Origin of the sequence: Streptomyces sp. NPDC007905 (assembly GCF_042959345.1) — a bacterium.
Lineage (GTDB): Bacteria > Actinomycetota > Actinomycetes > Streptomycetales > Streptomycetaceae > Streptomyces.
In genome coordinates, this window is record NZ_JBIBKS010000024.1 from 114,098 (window position 1) to 129,686 (window position 15,589).

Annotated in this window: 14 protein-coding genes; 3 read left to right on the forward strand and 11 right to left on the reverse strand. The window is 71.5% G+C overall.

What is annotated here, in order from left to right; all coding sequences use genetic code 11:
* Positions 1-52: 52 nt before the first annotated feature.
* Positions 53-1,606, reverse strand: a complete 1,554-nt coding sequence (locus ACFZDC_RS33910; RefSeq protein ID WP_391329841.1) for a hypothetical protein — start codon at positions 1,604-1,606, stop codon at positions 53-55.
* Positions 1,607-2,187: 581 nt separating this feature from the next.
* On the opposite strand from ACFZDC_RS33910, the gene ACFZDC_RS33915 reads away from it, so the two are divergent.
* Entirely contained in the window at positions 2,188-3,156 is a 969-nt protein-coding gene (locus ACFZDC_RS33915; RefSeq protein WP_391329843.1) for a PHB depolymerase family esterase, read from the forward strand.
* An 18-nt stretch (positions 3,157-3,174) separates the two neighbouring features.
* Here the strand turns inward: ACFZDC_RS33915 and ACFZDC_RS33920 are convergent, their stop codons facing one another.
* Entirely contained in the window at positions 3,175-3,825 is a 651-nt protein-coding gene (locus ACFZDC_RS33920; protein ID WP_391329874.1) for a VTT domain-containing protein, read from the reverse strand.
* Positions 3,826-4,069: 244 nt separating this feature from the next.
* Here ACFZDC_RS33920 and ACFZDC_RS33925 point away from each other — a divergent pair, with 244 nt between their 5' ends.
* Together ACFZDC_RS33925 and ACFZDC_RS33930 are read left to right on the forward strand one after the other, a co-directional pair.
* A complete protein-coding gene (locus ACFZDC_RS33925; protein ID WP_391329845.1) occupies positions 4,070-4,306 on the forward strand; it encodes a HEAT repeat domain-containing protein in 237 nt (78 codons plus the stop codon).
* Between the two features lie 433 nt (positions 4,307-4,739).
* Positions 4,740-6,296, forward strand: coding sequence for a hypothetical protein (locus ACFZDC_RS33930; RefSeq protein WP_391329847.1), 1,557 nt, complete (start codon positions 4,740-4,742; stop codon positions 6,294-6,296).
* A gap of 224 nt (positions 6,297-6,520) precedes the next feature.
* On the opposite strand, the gene ACFZDC_RS33935 is transcribed toward ACFZDC_RS33930, so the two are convergent.
* The 9 genes from ACFZDC_RS33935 to ACFZDC_RS33975 all read right to left on the reverse strand — a co-directional run bounded on the left by ACFZDC_RS33935 (position 6,521) and on the right by ACFZDC_RS33975 (position 15,478).
* On the reverse strand, positions 6,521-7,744 hold the full coding sequence (locus ACFZDC_RS33935) for a hypothetical protein (RefSeq protein WP_391329849.1): 1,224 nt from the start codon (positions 7,742-7,744) through the stop codon (positions 6,521-6,523).
* A 162-nt stretch (positions 7,745-7,906) separates the two neighbouring features.
* Entirely contained in the window at positions 7,907-8,755 is an 849-nt protein-coding gene (locus ACFZDC_RS33940) for an alpha/beta fold hydrolase (RefSeq protein WP_391329877.1), read from the reverse strand.
* A gap of 303 nt (positions 8,756-9,058) precedes the next feature.
* Positions 9,059-9,856, reverse strand: coding sequence for an enoyl-CoA hydratase-related protein (locus ACFZDC_RS33945; protein ID WP_391329851.1), 798 nt, complete (start codon positions 9,854-9,856; stop codon positions 9,059-9,061).
* The gene (locus ACFZDC_RS33950) at positions 9,853-11,100 is read right to left on the reverse strand and encodes a cytochrome P450 (protein WP_391329853.1); all 1,248 of its coding nucleotides are present in this window, start codon (positions 11,098-11,100) and stop codon (positions 9,853-9,855) included. Before ACFZDC_RS33950 ends, ACFZDC_RS33945 begins: the two co-directional genes overlap by 4 nt.
* 95 nt (positions 11,101-11,195) lie before the next feature.
* Positions 11,196-12,560: a cytochrome P450 gene (locus ACFZDC_RS33955; protein WP_391329855.1), complete on the reverse strand. Its 1,365-nt coding sequence runs from the start codon at positions 12,558-12,560 to the stop codon at positions 11,196-11,198.
* Between the two features lie 13 nt (positions 12,561-12,573).
* A complete protein-coding gene (locus tag ACFZDC_RS33960; protein ID WP_391329857.1) occupies positions 12,574-13,134 on the reverse strand; it encodes an ATP/GTP-binding protein in 561 nt (186 codons plus the stop codon).
* Between the two features lie 3 nt (positions 13,135-13,137).
* Positions 13,138-13,521, reverse strand: coding sequence for a DUF742 domain-containing protein (locus tag ACFZDC_RS33965; protein WP_391329859.1), 384 nt, complete (start codon positions 13,519-13,521; stop codon positions 13,138-13,140).
* Positions 13,518-14,363, reverse strand: coding sequence for a roadblock/LC7 domain-containing protein (locus ACFZDC_RS33970; RefSeq protein WP_391329861.1), 846 nt, complete (start codon positions 14,361-14,363; stop codon positions 13,518-13,520). Before ACFZDC_RS33970 ends, ACFZDC_RS33965 begins: the two co-directional genes overlap by 4 nt.
* The gene (locus tag ACFZDC_RS33975) at positions 14,360-15,478 is read right to left on the reverse strand and encodes an ATP-binding protein (protein WP_391329879.1); all 1,119 of its coding nucleotides are present in this window, start codon (positions 15,476-15,478) and stop codon (positions 14,360-14,362) included. Before ACFZDC_RS33975 ends, ACFZDC_RS33970 begins: the two co-directional genes overlap by 4 nt.
* Positions 15,479-15,589 lie beyond the last annotated feature (111 nt).

Consider the following 15,589-nt stretch of genomic DNA (forward strand, 5'->3'; position numbering starts at 1 on the left):
CGGCCTTTGCTGCAGTCGGTCACGGAGTCGGTCGTCGGCGCGCGCCGACGTGTCAGGGGCGTCCATCGAGCCGTCCCTCCTCCGGCCGGTCGGCCGGACATCGGGGCCGCGGGGACTGCGGCCGGGGTGGGTGGTCCGGGTCCGCGGGACCCGGCGCGTCCGCATGGGCGAGCGGTTCGACCTCGTCGGGCCGGAAGTAGTGGAAACGGCCGTACCAGCCGTGCAGTTCGGCCGCGGGGTCGTCGTCGACGGTCACCGCGAGGTGCACGCTGCCGTCCACGTCGTGGAAGACCGCCGCGACCTGTGCGGTCCGGCCGGCCAGGAACATGTCCTGGGCGTCGGCACCCCGGCCGCGCGGCCGCAGCCGCACCCGGCTGCCGCCGCCGACGGCGACGCCGTCCACGAGCACCGTGTCGGTCGTCGGGGACAGCCCGTCGTCGGCGCCCTCCTGCCACCACGCGGACCGCTCCGCGGCCGGGGGCTCGGCGGGGGTCAGCGAGCGGATGGCACCGTGCAGCCGGGCGAAGACCTCCCGGGGCATGCTGTCGACGCGGTCGAGGATCTGCGCGGCACGCGCGTCGGTGGCCCGGGCCTCGGCCTTCTCCTCGTCCGTCAGGAGCATCGTGCGCAGCGTCAGGATCTCGTCGATCTCCGCCGCGTCGTGCAGATCGCCCGGGCTCTCCGGCGCCACCTGGGGACGGTCCGGGAGGATGATCGGGGAGGACAGTACGGCCCGTCCGGCCGCCCCCGGCTCCTCGGGCCTGCCGCCCAGGACGGGGAAGGTGAACTCGTTACGGCACTCGCGGCCATGCTCCCGCAGGTCGGCGGGCGGATCGATCAGCGAGACGAACTCCACGCCCTCGCCGCCGAGAAGGGTGTGCGCGGCGAGCAGTGCCTGCCGCAGCGCATCGCCGCGAACGGCCCGGGCATCGGCGGCGCGCCCGGTGTGCTCGGTGCGCACGCGCAGCCGGCACACGTCCTCGGTGAGCCGCTCGGCCACGACCGTCGTGCGCGCCCGCACCTCCTCGCGCCGCCGCAGCACCTGCCCCGCGCCCCCGGGCAGCGGCTCGCTCTCCTCACCCGGGGGCGCCCCGGCGTCGGCGGCGCACTCGCCCCGCAGCAGATCCTCCAGCGGGCACTCGAGAGCGACCTCGTGCGGTACCGCCTCGTCGAAGGTGAGATGGGCCGTGCCGTCGTCCGTCCGCAACGACTCGACCGGGTGGTACCGGCCGTCCGCACCGGCCGCCTGCACCTGCTTGTGCTGCATCTGCAGGTACCGCACCCGCACCCGTACGACCGCACCGGGCCGCCGGACGCGGATCAGGCACTCGGTCTGCTGGTACCAGGAGTCCGCGGAGCCGGAGATGCCGGGGGTGACCGGACCGTCCGCCTCCACCCAGTCCCGTGGGAGCAGCACCCCGAACTGCCAGCGGACGCGGTTCTTGGGGGAGGAGCGGCGGTACGGGTAGAGGAGGTAGCCCTCGTAGAGGACGGCATCGGCGACGCCACTCAGCTGGGCGAAGGCATCGCCGCACCCGTCGTACGACGGGTCGTCGCCCGCCACGGCCGTACAGGCCACGCCACTCTCGCTGCCGGAACCGGCCATCCCGCCTCCTTGCCACAGGTGCACCCGCCCATGTCTTCCACCACGGTCACACCCCTCACGGCTCCTCGCCCTTCCGGCGGACCGGCATTGGGCCGGGCAGGGGACAAGAAAGCTGACGGGCGCCCCGGAGGGTCCCCTCGGCCGGGTGCGCGTGAGCCTGCCGGGCAGCGTCAAACCGTCCGGCAGCGCCTGCCTCTCCGGGTGTCTCCGGGCCCGCCCCGTGCGCGTTCTGGTGCCTGTTCCCCGGCTGGCGGCGGGAGCCGGCCGTGGCGGCGCTGCGGTAAGCCCTTCGACCTCGCCGGGGCACCTGTCTAGCGTGGTCGCCATGGCATCCCAAACCGGCGCCGGGCGACACGCGCCGACCGTGTGCCGTCAGGCGCCCCGATCTGCCGCCGGGCGCGCTCGTCCGCTCGGCCACCCTCGTCAGGGACACCTCACGCTCGTCCGGGTCCCCGAACGCGTCAGTCCCTGGGGGCCGACCGATTCGTCCAACGGTCAACTGGACGTTCCCACTTGAGGCAGGCGCATTATGGTGTCCGACCCCATATCGCCGTCGGGTCAGGCTCCTACGATCCCGGGGCATGCAGACCAGAGCCGCACGCCTGACATCCGCCCTGGTGGCCCTCGTGGCCGTCCTGGCCGCCGGACTCCTCAGGTCCCGCCCGGCCCTCGCCGCCGCCTCCCTCAGCGAAGTCACCGGGTTCGGTTCCAACCCCGGTGCGCTGCGCATGTTCCGCTACGACCCCCCTGACCTGCCGGCGAACGCCCCCGTCGTCGTCGCCCTGCACGGCTGCACCCAGGACGCCGGGTACGCCGTCGACAGCGGCTGGACCACGCTCGCGGACCGCCGGCACTTCTCCGTCGTGGTCCCGCAGCAGTCCACGAACAACAACCTCGGCAAGTGCTTCGACTGGTTCCAGCCCGGGGACATCGAGCGCGGCGACGGCGAGGCCGCCTCGATCGCGCAGATGGTGGACCGCCAACTCGCCGACGTCCAGGGCGACCCCTCGCGCGTGTTCGTCACCGGCCTGTCCGCCGGCGGCGGGATGACCGCGGTGATGATGGCGACGTACCCGGAGAAGTTCAGGTCGGCCGGCATCGTCGCGGGGCTCCCGTACGACTGCTCCAACGCGGCCGGCGGCCCGTACCCGTGCATGTACGGATGGGCGAACCAGACGCCGGCCCAGTGGGGCGACCGCGTGCGCAGGGCCCGCCCGGGCTACACCGGTCCCTGGCCCACGCTCACCGTCCTGCAGGGCTCAGCGGACGGCACGGTGAAGCCGTCGAACATGACGGACCTGGTCAGGCAGTGGACCAACGTCCAGGGTGCCGACCAGAGCGCAGACAGCTTTGACACCGTCGCCGGATACCCGCACCAGGTCTACCGGAACCCGTCCGGGCAGGCCGTGGTGGAGACCTACGGCATCACGGGGATGGGCCACGGCCAGCCCGTCGACCCGGCAACCGGGTGCGGGACCACCGCCCCGTACCTCCTGGACGTGCACCTGTGCGCCGCCTATCAGCTCGGTCACGCCTGGGGTCTCGGCTGACCGCGAGGTCCGGACCGGTCAACTCCGGTCCGGACCGGAGGGGTCCCGCCGGGCGCGCCGCGTCCGGCGGGCCTCCGCCAGCAGGGGCAGCAGGGAGAGCATGACGATCACGGCGACCATGGGGAGCAGGTAGTCGTCGAGGTGGGAGACCGACGAACCGAGGAGGTATCCGGCGAGCACGAGGCTCTGGGACCAGAGCAGTCCGCCGACCGTCTGCCACACGGTGAACGGCCGGGCCGGCACGCCGAGCGCGCCGGCCGCCGGGTGCAGGACGGTCCGCAGCACCGGGACGAAGCGACCGATCACGAGCGCCTTTCCGTAGCCGTAGCGGGCCAGGATCCGCTGCGCCCGCACCGTACCCTCCTTCACGCGCCGGTTCGAGGTACGGGACAGCAGCGGCCGACCGCCGTGCCGTCCGAGCAGGTAACCCACCTGGGCGCCCGCCACGGCGCCCACGGCCGCACAGACCAGCACCTGCCACAGCTCCAGCCGCGGCGCCTGAGGACCGTCTGCCGCGCACAGCACGCCCGCGGGGAGCAGCAGCGTGTCGCCCGGCAGGAAGAAGCCCACGACCAGCAGACCCGACTCGGCGAAGACCACCGCCAGGACGCCCAGCGCACCGAAGGCAGCGAGCAGCGAGGCACTGTCCGTCGGATTGAAGGCGATCACCGCCCTCGCCTCCCGGCCCTGCTCGTCGGTCGCCTCCCTCAAGTGTCCCGTGGCCGCGGCCGAGGCGCCCGGACACGGGGCGGCGGGTGCCGAAAATCCCTTGGCCGGGCCCGGTCGCCCGGCCCGAGACTGACGTCATGCTCGGCTTCGTCGACACCGACAACGACGCCCTCGTCTCGTGCCTGGGCGACCCGCAGCGTGCCGTGGCGGCCCAGCGTGAGCTGCTGCGCCGGGATTCGGTGCCGTGGACGCCATCCGCGCCGGTCTGCGCCATGCCGACCCGGCCGTCCGTGAGGGCTGCTGCCGGCTTCTGGATCATCTGGTCGACGGCGAGTCCATGGGGCAGCTGATCGCCAAGGCCGACGACCCCGACGCCCGGGTCAGGATCGCCGCGATCCAGGCTCCGGCCTGCGACCGGTGCAAGGGCGACACCTGCGCGCCCGGCGCGGACCAGGTGCTCCCCCCGGGCTGCGGCGCCTGACCGACGACCCCGATCCGCATGTCCGGGCGATGGCCGCCGGACTCGTCGGCACGCTCGTCCGCACGCATGCCCGTGCACGCGCCGCCCTCGAGAGGTCCCACGCCCACGACCCGAGCCCGGCCGTCCGGAAGAAGGCGGGCTGGTTCGTCCCCGGAGGCGCCATCCACGAGCGGACCATCCCGCGCGAGCGCCACCAACCCCTCCCAGTTTCTGGACACGCGGCGATCGGCTGCCACAACCTGGCCGCCCTGCGCCGCCAGGGCCATGGAAGCGGGCACCGGCCAAGGGCCGTCCCCGTGCATCCGGTGGATCCACGCGGCCCTCCGCCCGGGCCGGTGGCCACGCCTTGGAAACCCCCTGTCGGGCACGCGCCCCCGGCCTTACACTTCCGATCCGCAGTGTTACGGGGGCAGTTGACGGGGGGAGCCCAACCATGTCCGGATATCCGTACGGTCCGAGCCAGCAGTTCGCCGTACCGCCGATGCCCTCGGCGCCGCCGCCCGCGCCGCCGGACGGCTGGCGAGCGGCCGCGGTCGCGGTGCTCAACCTGAGCGGTCTCGGCCTCGGCTACGCGCTCGTCCGAAGATGGGCCCTGGTGGCCGCCTGCTGGGCGGCCACCGCCGTCCTGCTGCTCGTCGCCCTGCCCGCCGACGCCGACGGCGTCCCCGGGGTCGCGCTCGCCGTCTACGCCGTACTCCTGCTGCTGGCGGCCGTGCACGGCGCGGTCACCGGACTGCGCACGCGGCTCACATGGCCGGGCAGGGCGCCCCTCGCCCTGCTGCTCGGTGTGCTGCTGCTCGCCGTCCCGGCGGGCGGCGCCGTGTGGTACGACGACGCGCACGAGGAAGCCGTACAGCAGGCGCTCCTCGACCGTCTGGACAAGGCCGACCACCTGGTGACGGCGGCAGGCCGACACGATTTCAGCACCGCCCGGTCCGACTACGGCTCCGCCCTGGACGTCTACCGTGACCTCGCGGTCAACCACTCCGGCTCCCGAGCCGCCGACCAGGTCCCCGACCGCATGCGGACCTACTACACCATGGTCGGTGCCGCCTACGGCCACCAGCAGTACTGCGAGGCGATCGAGCCGCTGAAATACCTGCGCACGGTGCCCCGCGCCATGCCGAAGGAGGACCTCGGATCGCTGACGCGGTGGCCCGACGACCGGCTGGCCACCTCGCTGTACGAGTGTGGCCGGGCGGGCCTGACGGCGGGCCGGGCCGACTGGGTCCCGCGCTTCGGCGACCTGTTGAACACCTTCCCGCAGTCGGAGCCGGCGACCAAGGTCGCACCCGCCGTCGTTGCGCAGGTGAAGACGGCGGAGAAGGCCGTGGACGGCGACGACCCCTGCACCGCGGTCGAGCAGTTGCGCAGCCTGAACACCCGGATCACCGACCTGACGGGGACGGTGGGGAACACGGCGGGCGACCTCACCAAGTCCGCCGACCGGGCCGGCAGGAGCGGCGATGCGGGGGAGTACGCCTGCGGCGTCGACCAGTACAAGGACGGCGACTTCGACGCGGCCCAGAAGACCATGGACCAGTACGTCTCCGACAACAAGAACGGCAGGAACCGGGACCGCGCCAAGAAGATCGCCATCGGCGCCGAGGTGGCCCAGACCCTGCCGGCCGCCGGGAAGAAGCTGCCCACCACCGCCTCCGGCGGCAGCATCTCCGTCACGGTCAAGAACGACAGCCCCGACGACGTGACCGTCCTCTACACCGGCCCGGTCACCGGCAGTTTCACCCTCAAGGGATGCGGCAGCTGCAAGTCGTACTCGCTCAGCAGTACGCTCATGATCGGCTTCAAGCCCTGCAACGACAGCGGCAAGCACTACCCGCAGCGGACCCTCAGCCTCCCCGTCGGCACGACCTACTTCGTGCACAAGCCGCAGGGCGACAGCACCGCCACACCGGCCTCGGACACGGCGAAGCTGCGGTCCGGGTACATCTACACGGAATGCGCCTACACGACGCGGACGCTGGGCTGACCGTCCCCGGGGAGCGGCGGGGGCGGGTGCTCCCCGGCCCCGCCGCCGACCGGTGCCGTGAGTGCCGCCGGCCGGTGCAGTCAGTGCCGCCGGCCGGCGCGAACGGCGTACGACCAGGACGGCGCCCGTGCCGCGCACCACGGACCCGGCCGCGGCGGCCGTGAGTTGGCAGAGCCGAACCGGAGCCGGTGCTCGCCAGATCGCCGCCGGTGCAGAGCGCCGGATCAGGTGCCGGACCGGGCGTGCTTCTGAGGGCGCAGGAACGCGGACCAGCCGCCCTCGGGCTGCTCGCCGACCTCCAGAGTGCGCAGCCCGGCCAGGATGGCGGGATGCTGGACGTCGAGCCAGTCGACGAACTGCCGGAAGGAGACCAGGCGCACGTCCGGCATGTCGGCGATCCGCCTGAGCGCCTCCTCCGCGGCGTCCATGTAGATCCCGCCGTTCCACTCCTCGAAGTGGTTGCCGATGAAGAGCGGGGCCCGGTTCGTCTCGTACGCGCGCCGGAAACCGGCCAGGTACGACTCCGTGGCCAGCACGCGCCAGCCCGGGTAGTTGTAGGAGGGCGCCCGGGTGGAGTTCCCCGACTGGTTGGCCATCATGTTGTAGTCCATGGACAGCACCTCGAACCGGTGTCCCGGGAAGGGGATGCTCTGCAGCGGCAGGTCCCAGACGCCGCCCTTCCTGCGCGGCCAGCGTTGCACTCCGCCCGGGGACGAGGCGTCGTAGCGCCAGCCCAGCTCGCGGGCGACCGGCAGCAGGTTCTCCTGGCCGAGCAGGCACGGTGTGCGGCCGCCGATCAGCTCCCGGTCGTAGTCGAAGGGCAGTGACGGGTGGTTGTGCCAACCGGTGTGCGTGCGCCACGACTTGACGAACGAGCGGGCCTGCTCGATCTCCTCGCGCCAGTCCTCCGGGCCCCAGTCGGCCACGGATCCCGGGCCGGCGCAGAAGTGCCCGTTGAAGTGCGTGCCGATCTCGTGTCCGTCGAGCCATGCCGTTCGGACGCACTCCAGCGTCTCCTTGATGTGCTCATCGGTGAGGTAGCCGATGTCGGAGGCGCCGACCGGGTTCTGCGGCGGCCGGTACAGCCGCTTCTTGGACTCCGGCAGCAGATAGAGACCGGACAGGAAGAACGTCATGTGCGCGTCGTGGGCACGCGCGAGCTCCAGGAACCGCGGGAACAGCCCCTTGCCCAGCTCGCCCGCGCCGTCCCAGGAGAACACCACGAACTGCGGAGGGGTCTCGCCCGGCTCCAGGGGCGTGGGGGAGGACGGCTGACGCGGCTGCTCGCCGGTGTACGACGTCGAGCCGTCCCCGATGAGCCTCGGGGCGCCCCTGCTTCCGGGAGGGCCGCCCTGCCCGTCACGTTCTCCGCAGCCCGAGGCGGCCGCGAGCCCGAGACCGACGCCCAGGCCCAGGCGCGCCATGTCCCTGCGGGTGATTCCACTCATCGGCATCCCAACCCGCGCCGTGCCCAGGCGCGCTGTGCGCCCCCCTGCGGTAGTGACGACACCAGGCACCGTAGAGCCGATAACCATATAAATCGACTATTTGGGGCGGCGTGGCGGGCACACGGTGGTCAAGCCGCGGCCGATCCGGTCGGCCGCCCAGCGTCACCGCTGTGCATGCCGTACCAGCCATTCCAGGGCGGCGGCCGCGTCGGCGAGGACGGAGAGGTGTCCGTCGGCCGGCCGGAGCCGCAGTTCCGCGTGGGGGCAGCGGTGCGCGAGCCACTGACCATGGGTGCTGGGCACGATCCGGTCCTGACCGCCGTGCAGCACAAGGACCGGAGCGGTGATCGCCTCCGGGTCGCAGCCCCACGGGCGGACGTAGGCCAGGTCGTCGTCGATCAGCCCGCCGGGGCCGGCGGCGACGGCCGGCCCGACGACGTCCTCGAACCAGGACCAGTCACCGGCCAGGGCCGCGTGGTCGGCCGCGGTGAACATCTCCGGGTCGTACACCGCCTCCGCCTCGAACCGCGCCTTGGTCTCGCGCCCCGCCACGGCCGCGGTCAGCGATGCCCGGCAGGACGCGGCCATGCCCGCGAACCAGTCCAGCCCCTCGGCGTCGAAGGGGGCCGGCCCCGACACGGCGACCGCCCCGAGCACCCGTTCCCGCAGCACCGCGGCGCACGCCAGGGCGTGCGAGGCGCCACCGGAGTGACCCATGACGGCGAACCGGCCGATGCCGAGCGCATCGGCCACACGGCCGACGTCGGAGGCGGCCGACGCGACGCTGCGGCCGATGAGCGGCGTGGATCCGCCGTACCCGGGACGGTCGTACGACACCCAGCGGATGCCGAGCCGGGCGGACACGGGGAAGAGCGGCCGGGGCGGCATGCCCACGTTGGGCGTGCCGTGATGCCAGAACACGGGGAGAGCCCCGGATCCGCCGGCGCCGGTGTCGTAGACGTGCAGCCTGCGCCCGTCGGGCAGCTCCAGGTCCGATTCGGCGACGTGGATGTCGGTCACAGTGGGATCCTTCCGGGTGGGTGCCGGGCGGGTGCGGCTGCCGTACTGACCCGACGGACACCCGAAAATCGTCGCCCGGGGCGAGCGGGCGGTCGGCTCGGCCCGCGACACCGACGTCCTCAGGCCCGCACCACGGGGCGCGGCAGCGCCGCTCGCCCGGTCGTCCCGCGCCGCAGCCACTCCTGACGCGGGGCCCGACGGGCCGCCTCCCCCAGCACCCCTGCGAACGCCCGCCGGGAAGCGCGAAGTCGGCCGGAGTACCGCCCGGGCTCCGTCGGCCGGGCGTCGCCTCTCCTAGGAGTGTTCGGCCACGCGCTGCGGGCGGGGCACGGTGAGCTGTGCGGTGAGCAGATGCGCATCGAGCAGCGCGACGTCGGCGGTGCGGTTGGCCCGGGAGTAACCCGCGAACATGCGCTTGGTGAGGGTGAGGGCCTCGGGTGAGCGCCGTATGAGAGGCCTGACCCACGCGGTGACGGCGGCGTCCAGTTCGCCGAGCGGGGCGACCTTGTGCAGCAGACCGAGGCGGTGGGCGGTGACGGCGTCGAAGGTCTCGCAGGTGAGCATGAGTTCACGGATCCTGGCAGCTCCGCCCTCGACGATCAGCCGGCCCATGGCGCCGCCCCACGCGGGCGGCAGGCCGATGCCGATCTCGGGCATGCGGAACCGGCAGTCGTCGGCACCGGCGCGCAGGTCGCAGAAGGAGGCGAGCGCGAGACCCGCGCCGATGACCTTGCCGTGCATCCGGGCGATGGTGACCGCGTGCGTGGTCTCCAGGGCGTCGCACACGCGGTGGGCCTTGTCCGCGATCCGGCGCATGGCGGCCCCGGTCGGGTCCTCGGCCAGCGCCGCCCGGTACTCGCCGCGGTCGGCGCCGAGACAGAAGTCCTCGCCGTCCGACGAAAGGAGCAGCACCCGGATGTCGGGGCGGTCGTGGAGGCCGTGGAGCAGGGCGGCGAGGTCGTCGAGGGCGGCGACGGTCAGCGTGCTGTCCTGCGCCGTGGGGGTGAAGCGGACCCGCAGCACCGGCCCGTCGTGTTCGACGTGCAGTGCCTTGTACGGGAAGTGGGGGGAGGCGGTGACGGTGTCGGTCATGACAGGGTGACGTCCAGGTTCAGCAGGCGCCGGAAGGCCACACGGGGTGCCCACGACGGCCTGCGTACGAGGGTGAGGCGGGGGAAGCGCCTGACCAGATGGTGGAGAAGGGTCTGGGCCTCCAGGCGGGCCAGCGGCGCGCCGAGGCAGTAGTGGATGCCTCCGCTGAAGGCGAGATGGGCGGGCTTGCGGTGCAGGTTGAACAACTCGGGGTCCGCGTGCTTGGCCGGGTCGCGGTTGGCCGCCCCCACCATGAGGTGGACCATCTCGTCCTTGAGGACCTCGACGCCGCCCAGGACACAGTCCCGGGAGGAGACCCGGCTGATCACATGCGTGGGCGGGTCGTAGCGCAACGATTCTTCAACGGCTGCGGGCACGAGGTCGGGGTGGACCGTGAGCCGGTCCCACTGCCGGGGATGCTCCAGCAGCAGGAGCGTCATCGTGGACAGCAGCGTGGACGTGGTCTCCAGTGCCGCCAGCAGGACGAACAAGGCGAGGAAGTAGACCGCCTCGTCCGCCTTCTCGCGGTCGCTCTCCATGCCGTCCCACACCGTGATCCACCGCGACACGGGGTCGTCACCGGGATGGGCCCGCCGGTGGCGGACGAGCTCCATGAAGTAGGTGCGCAGCTCCGCCGTGGCCACGTCCGACTTCGCCAGCTGGCTGGCCGACGGCAGCAACTCCTGGGTGAAGACCTGGTCGTGGGTGAGGTCCCGCAGGCGGGGGAAGTCGGCCGTCGGCAGCCCGAGCCAGTGCCCGATGGCGGCGACCGGCAGCTCCTCGCTCACCAACGCGTTGAAGTCGGCCTCGCCCCCCTGCAGTTGCTCGGCCAGTGAGTCGAGGAGCCTGCTCGTGATGAGGTCCACCGTCCCGCGCAGCTCCTCCAGGGAGGCACGGTCGAACATGCCCGCCGACCGGCGCATCCAGGTGTGGTCCGGAGGGTTGAGGGCGGGCAGTGTCCTGCTCATCTCGCGCGAGGAGGGAGCCGTCCAGCGGGTGCCGTCTCCCTGCTCCTCCCGCCAGCGCGCATCGGGTTCCAGCCACTCGCGGCTGCGCAGGACCTGGTCACACAGGTCGAAGCGGGTGACGAGGTGCCCTCCCCAGGGTGCTGCGACGACTCCGCCCCCCGACCGCAGTTCCGCATAGATCGGAAAGGGGTTGGCCTGGCCCTTCGCCGTCCGCAGGCGGGAGAACAACGAAACGGCAAATCGCCTGTGAATGGGCGGAGTTATCGCAATCTCCACGATGTCTCCTTCTTGATCTCAGCATCAGCCGCCATGCATACCCCTCGGTCAACTGATGCATACAAGATGACTATTCACGTGGAGAGTTGCCTACGTCACTCTCCTCTGGTCCATGCCAGGAACCGGCTGAACAGACCGGGCTTGGCCTTGGGTGCAGCGGTCGCCGCCGGCTGGGGCGCATGGCTCGCGGCGCGGTGCGGGGAGGGCACGGCCGCTTGCGGCTCCGGCGTCCGAGCGGGCGTCGGCGCCACGGCCCGGGGCGTGAACCGCACCGGGAGAGCCACCAGGGAGCGGCTCCAGGGAGCCGGCACCCAGCTCAAGTCCTTGAACGGCACCCGGACTTCGATGTCCGGCAGCCGGTTGAGCAGGGTCTCGACGGCGGTGACGGCGATCACGAACGCCGGGTCCTTGGCGGGGCAGGCGTGCGGGCCGGCCCCGAAGGCCAGGTGGGCCTTGGCGCTGAGCTGCTCCCGGTGCTCCGCCAGCCGCGGATCGGTGTTGGCGGCAGCGAAGGAGATCACCACCGGGTCGTTCGCCCGGAGCACCCTGTTTCCCAACTCCACGTCGTGGGTGGGGTAGTGAACCGCGTAATTTGCGATCGGCGCGTAGTTCCACAGCACCTGGGTGACGGCGTCCTCGACCGGCAGCCCGGCCTGCCAGTCCTCGCCGAGGATCAGCGCGCTGCCGCTGCCGATCGTCGCCGACAGGGGAGCGGTGCCTCCCGAGAGCAGCGTCACGAGCTGGTGCAGGACCTCCTCGTCGGTCAGCCCCGCGGAGTGCTCCATCAGACGGGTCGTCAGATCGCGGCCAGGGCGGCGCCGCTTGAGCGCGATCAGCTCGCCGAGCGCCTCGCCCAGCACCTGGTCCGCGCCGGCCGTACCGTCGAAGATGCCGCTGATCCCGACGATGACCCGGTCGCCGATCTCCGGCGGGCACCCGAACAGGTCACTGAAGACCAGCAGCGGCAGCGGCTGCGCGTACTCGGCCATCAGCTCCGCCTGCCCGAGCCGGTCGGAGCTGAACCGGCTGATCAGGTAATCGGCCGACTGCTGGGTCTGCCGGACCAGTTGAAGCTCGTTGATGGTGGCCAGACTGTCGGTGACGGCCTGGCGGAGGCGGGCGTGCGCGGCCCCGTCGCTGAACAGCGCGTTGGGCCGGTAGCCCATCATCGGCAGCGCCGGGCTGTCCTCGGGAACCCGTCCCTCGTTCAGCGCCCGCCAGCGCCGCGAGTCCCGGACGAACGAAGCGGGATTCTGCAGGATGTACAGGGCCGCGTCGTAACTGGTGACCAGCTCGACCTCCACCCCGGGGGCGATGTCGACCGGCGCGCTCGGGCCGAGGCTGCGCAGGTGTGCGTAGGAGGAGTCGGGATCGGAGCCGAACTGGGGGCCGTAGAGCGGTACGTTGCCGTGCGCGGGGCAGCCGGCCGGTGGCCCTTGTACGCCGGGACGCTGGTGCATGTGGGGGTGGCTCCTAGTCGAGAAGGGACAGAAGGTGGTGGACGAGGGTGATGAGGGCCTGCGCCGACGACTGCTGGTCCCGGACGTCACAGGTGACGACGGGCGTCCGGTCGGACAGGTTCAGCGCCTCGCGGATCTCCGCGAGCGGGTAGTCGGTCATGCCGTCGAAGTGGTTGACGCCGATGGCGTACGTCAGGCCGAACCGCTCGACCAGGTCCAGGACCGGGAAGGACTCGGACAGCCGCTCGGGGTCGACGAGGACCAGCGCGCCCAGCGCCCCCCGGGACAGCTCCTCCCACATCTCCTTGAAGCGCTCCTGACCGGGCGTGCCGAAGAGGTACAGCACCACCTCGTCGCTGATGGTCAGGCGGCCGAAGTCCATGGCGACGGTCGTGGTGGTCTTGTCCGGGGTCCCCGACAGGTCGTCGAACCCCACGCTGGCCTCGGTGATCTCCTCTTCGGTCCGCAGCGGCTCGATCTCGGAGATGCTTCCGATGCACGTGGTCTTCCCGACCCCGAAGTGCCCCACCACGAGGATCTTCACCGCGGTGAGGACACCTGAATCCAGGTACACGAATCACGCTCCGAATCGGGCTTTGAGGCCGTCGAGTACGGCGTTGAGCACTTCTCGGTCGACACGTTCGGCGCGCGGAACCGGCTTCCGCGCGATGATGAGACCGCTCTCCTCCATCTGCGCCAGGAGAATCCGCACGATCCCCAGCGGCAGATGCGTGTGGGCGGCCACTTCCGCGACGGAGAGAAAGCCGTCCGTGACCAGCTCCAGAACCTGCCGCGCCTCCGGGGAAAGCGTGCGAGCCGAGGTGGCGGCACCCTCTTGCGCGGACACCAGGGTCGTGCGCTCGTAGGCATTGTCCGGGGGCAGCGCACGCCCGTTCGTGATCACGAAGAGCGGGACTAATGCGGAGGTCAGCTCCAGTTCCTGATCCGGCTCGTCATTCACGTGCGGCTCGCCTCCCCGCGTGGTGCCACATATGCGCTCAGCCGGGGCACCACCTGATGCAGACGGGTGGTGAACTCCTCGATATCGGCGTCGTGTTCGGCGGCCGCGGCCAGGAACGCACCGTGGCCGGCCGAGATCAGAAAGATCCAGCCGTGCTGAAACTCGATCACCGTCTGCCGCCACTGCGCGTCCTGGGCCACGCCGGCGAACTGCGAGGTCGCCCGGCTGTAGGCGTGAATCCCTGTCATGGCCGCGGAGATGGTGTCCGCGAGGTCCTGGCGCATGCCCGTGGTCGCGCCGCGGGGCAGCCCGTCGGAGCCCAACAGGACGGCGTGCCGGGCGCCTTGGACGTCACCGACCACATCGTCGAGGTCGGCGATCGGGATCCCCGTGCCACCTACCGGCCCGTCCGGCCCGGGGGCCCGGCCGTACTGCCCGTCAACGCCGTCCGCACTCACCCGGGGCGGCGAGGTGAGGTTGTTGCCGAGCCGGGCGACCAGCCGGTGCATGCGGAAGGAGATCTGCTGCATGTCGACATCGGGTGCCGCGGCCGCCGCGAGGTACGCGCCCTGCCCGGCTCCGATCAGGAAGATCCAGCCGTGCGAGAACTCGATGATCGTCTGATTCCACTGCCTGTCCTCCCCCGGCCCGGCGAAGTGGGAGGTCGCCCGGCTGAGTGACTGCATACCCGCCATGGCGGCGGAGATCGTCCGCACGTCCTTGCGGTCCATGCCGTCGGTCGCGCCGCGGGGAAGGCCGTCCGCGGACAGCAGGACAGCGTGGCGCGCCTTCGGCACGTTGTGCACGATGTCCTCGAGCATCCACGACAGGTCTGTGGTCATGCGTCATCGGACCCTTCGGACGGCGCCGAAGCGAGGCCGCGACCCGAGAGCGTGCCGCGCTGGAAGGCGCCCAGGCTCCTGCCTGCGGCCCGGCCGGCTTCCTCGGACGCCGGCGTGGGCGGGGCCGTGGTGTCCTGGTCGGGGACACTGGCGATGGGTACCTGGCGGGCTCCCCGGCGCGGCAGGCCGTGCGCGGTACGGGCCACCGGTTCCGGTCGGCCGACGGTGCCATGGATGCCGCTGACCTGGGAGTCTTCCACCGGTGCCGTCTCCTCCTCGGTCCACAGCTCCGCCGGCAGCAGCACGACCGCTCGAACGCCGCCGTAACGGGACACACCGGTCACGTCCACCCGGAATCCGTACTGCTGTGCCAGCAGGCCGATGACGGGGAAACCGAACTTCGGCTGGTTTCCGAGATGCGAAAGCCGGGGGCGGAAGTCACCGGAGAGCAGTGCGGAAGCCTTCTGCCGGTCCTCGTCGTTCATACCGACGCCGGCATCGTCGATGACGATGCACAGATTCTTCTGGACCCGCTGGAAAGTGATCTCGATGGGCGAGCCCTGCTGGGAAAAACTGGCAGCGTTGTCAAGAAGTTCCGCAACGGCGAGGGCGACCGGAGAAACGGCAGAGGCTTTCAACGCAAAACCGGTCTGCTGCATGATTTCGACGCGCCGGAAGTTTCGAATCTGACCCTGTGCGCTGCGCACCACGTCATAAACGCTCGCGGCCCTGTTTCGGCGGCCCAGCGGCGCACCGCACATAACCGCAATTCCCTGGGCCTTGCGTGCCATCTGCGCATTGGCGTGACTGACTTCCAGCAAATCACCCAGGACAGAATGCCCGCCGTACTTGCGCTGGATTTCCTCAAGAAGCGCCAATTGCTCCGCGGCAAGGCTCTGCAGAAAACGTGCGGAACCTTTGAGGACCGCCTTGGTGCTCTCCTCGGCCGCTTCTTCGGCTTCTTGGATGGTTTTGTCGTGCTCCGCTTTGTGCTGCTGCAACTCGGCTCTTAAGGCGGCCAGTTGACTGTCGGCCTCACTCAGACTCCGGGTCAGGGCGGCCTCGGCCTGCTGCTTCTTCGCCGCTATGGCCTTGTTGCGACGACTGAGCACCAGGGCCGCGGGGGGGGGGGGGGGGGGGGCCGCGCGCGCCCCCCCCCCCCCCCGGGGGGGGGGGCGGGGCAAGCATGAAAGTGGGTTTGGGGCGGCCGGGGGGGGGGGGCGCCC

Excerpts from the sequence above, each read along its gene's own strand:
- ACFZDC_RS33930 (WP_391329847.1), top strand. The coding sequence starts at position 4,740 with ATGTCCGGATATCCGTACGGTCCGAGCCAGCAGTTCGCCGTACCGCCG.
- ACFZDC_RS33935 (WP_391329849.1), bottom strand. The coding sequence starts at position 7,744 with ATGAGTGGAATCACCCGCAGGGACATGGCGCGCCTGGGCCTGGGCGTC.
- ACFZDC_RS33945 (WP_391329851.1), bottom strand. The coding sequence starts at position 9,856 with ATGACCGACACCGTCACCGCCTCCCCCCACTTCCCGTACAAGGCACTG.
- ACFZDC_RS33955 (WP_391329855.1), bottom strand. The coding sequence starts at position 12,560 with ATGCACCAGCGTCCCGGCGTACAAGGGCCACCGGCCGGCTGCCCCGCG.
- ACFZDC_RS33970 (WP_391329861.1), bottom strand. The coding sequence starts at position 14,363 with ATGACCACAGACCTGTCGTGGATGCTCGAGGACATCGTGCACAACGTG.
- ACFZDC_RS33915 (WP_391329843.1), top strand. The coding sequence starts at position 2,188 with ATGCAGACCAGAGCCGCACGCCTGACATCCGCCCTGGTGGCCCTCGTG.
- ACFZDC_RS33910 (WP_391329841.1), bottom strand. The coding sequence starts at position 1,606 with ATGGCCGGTTCCGGCAGCGAGAGTGGCGTGGCCTGTACGGCCGTGGCG.